This is a genomic window from Moorena sp. SIO3E8 (assembly GCF_010692445.1).
Taxonomy (GTDB): Bacteria; Cyanobacteriota; Cyanobacteriia; order Cyanobacteriales; family Coleofasciculaceae; genus Moorena; species Moorena bouillonii.
Window position 1 is genome coordinate 1 of record NZ_JAAHHM010000318.1, and the last position, 2,013, is coordinate 2,013.

At 42.4% G+C, this 2,013-nt stretch carries 2 protein-coding genes and 1 pseudogene; all 3 read right to left on the reverse strand.

Going from position 1 to position 2,013, the window contains the following annotated elements:
* Positions 1-237 precede the first annotated feature (237 nt).
* A complete protein-coding gene (locus tag F6K46_RS39425; protein WP_293068853.1) occupies positions 238-810 on the reverse strand; it encodes a Uma2 family endonuclease in 573 nt (190 codons plus the stop codon).
* Positions 811-969: 159 nt separating this feature from the next.
* Entirely contained in the window at positions 970-1,239 is a 270-nt protein-coding gene (locus F6K46_RS39430) for a hypothetical protein (protein WP_293068856.1), read from the reverse strand.
* Between the two features lie 38 nt (positions 1,240-1,277).
* Positions 1,278-2,013: pseudogene (locus tag F6K46_RS39435) on the reverse strand (hypothetical protein); the annotation flags it as partial.

A 2,013-nucleotide genomic window follows, 5' to 3' on the forward strand; every position in this document is an offset into this window, starting at 1 on the left:
TTGTTTCAGACGAGGATTTTTAAGAATTTTGGCATCTGCGATTAAGGGCATGCCTTTACCTACAGGTAGATTTATTCCCGATTTTTCTCCTGCCCCTGGATGAATCTTAAAAACATACCCTTGAAAGGCCCCTAACACACCCTACGCAACATTTACTTTAGCAATCCTAAAATCAATTGTGATAATTTTTCCCTACTCCCTACTCCCTACTCCCTACTCCCTATTTCCTATTCCCTTTTATTTAGGAAAAAACTGATGGACAGTACAACTAAAACCAGGTAGGAGGGGAGAGGTTAGGGTATCTTGGCTGAAAAGGGTTGCTACTAATTTGAGCTGACTGTTTTCTCGGCGATAAATTTCGAGCTTGCGAGACCTCCAATCAGCAATCCAATATTCTTTGACGCCTCGTGAAGAGTAAAGTTTTAGTTTAGCTTCTCGGTCTCGTCTTTGGTCTTGTTGACTAGCAGATAAAACTTCGACTGCTAATTCTGGGGCACCAGTTAGATGTCCAGATTTATCTAAGGTTAATGTATAGGTTTCTTGAGTAACCCAAACGACATCGGGAATAACATTATCGGATTCGGAAAACAGGACACCAGGACTAGGAATAGCTTCTCCTAAACCACTTGCTTCAGACCAAGCATCTAGCTGTCGAAAAATTTTGCCACAGGTTTGCTGATGTTTAGTATGAGGCGCTCTAGTCACAAATAATTCTCCATCAATGATTTCGTAGCGTGTTCCTTCATTTTCTGGTAGCAATTCTAGGTCATGGATAGTCCAGCATACTGTCTCATGTATTGCCTGATTCATAATTACACTCCGTTAGCTCTATACTAATCCTACTCGCGACTCCCGACTCCCGACTCCCTATTCCCATAGTGTCAGAGTTAGGTTATGAGCTAGGGAAGCTATAACTATAATGTTATCCTCGGGGCATACTTTAGAAAGTAATTATATTAACAAATGGAGCTAGAACAAAGAACAAAGAACAAAAAACAAAGGGAGCAGGAGTACGAGTCTAATTTTGATGGGAATGACGAAAATTGGTGAATTGACTTCTTTCAGAAGTCGGGAACAGGGAATAGGGAATAGGGAACAGAGAATGAGAGGCAGAGAATCAATATAAGTGGAGTGGGCATCCTGCCCGCCTGGAAATGAAACAGGCAAGATGCCCGTTCCACAGCCAGATGCCCAGATGCCCACTCCACAGCCAGATGCCCGTTCCAGAAAACTCTTCAAATCATTCGATTCTTAAGCAACACCGGAAGCGAGGGGTATTAGAAAAATATACTGGAGAGATTATCAGTAAAGGTACTAACCTCAACTCCCTCTACATTGGCGAGAAGGTCACCATCAGCAGCTATGATATTCACACTGCCATTAGACTGCTCAAAGGTAAGGGTGCTAGCATCACTAACCCCAAAGCGAGTTAACCCCTGTTGGAAATTTATCACTTTGTCATGTCCTTCACCTTCTTCAAGGGCAATGGTGTTGTTACCATTCCCAAGCTGGATGGTGTCTAGACCGGAACCAGAATCAATAGTATTGTTTCCGTCACCAGTGTTGATTACGTCATTTCCAGCACCGCCAGTTATGGTGTCATCACCGTCTAAACCGAAGAAATTGTTGTTAGCTTCGTTACCAATTAGTTCGTCATTAAAATTAGTACCTACGGCTCTTTCGATACTAATTAAAGTTTGTGCTACTTCCTGATCTTGCTCATCGGTGTAACTACCAGTGCCTTCAGCCAAATTGAGCTTAATACCAGAGTTGATTAGATTTTGAAAGTCAACGGTATCACGACCTTCTCCACCGTCGAAGTGGTTGGAACCGCCACTGTCTCGGAAAGTATCATGTCCTGCACCACCGACATATTTGTCATCACCCTCTAAACCAAAGAACATGTTGTTAGCTTCGTTACCGATCAGTTCGTCATTAAAATTAGTACCTAAGGCTCTTTCAATACTAATTAAAGTTTGTGCTACTTCCTGATCTTGCTCATCGGTGTAACTA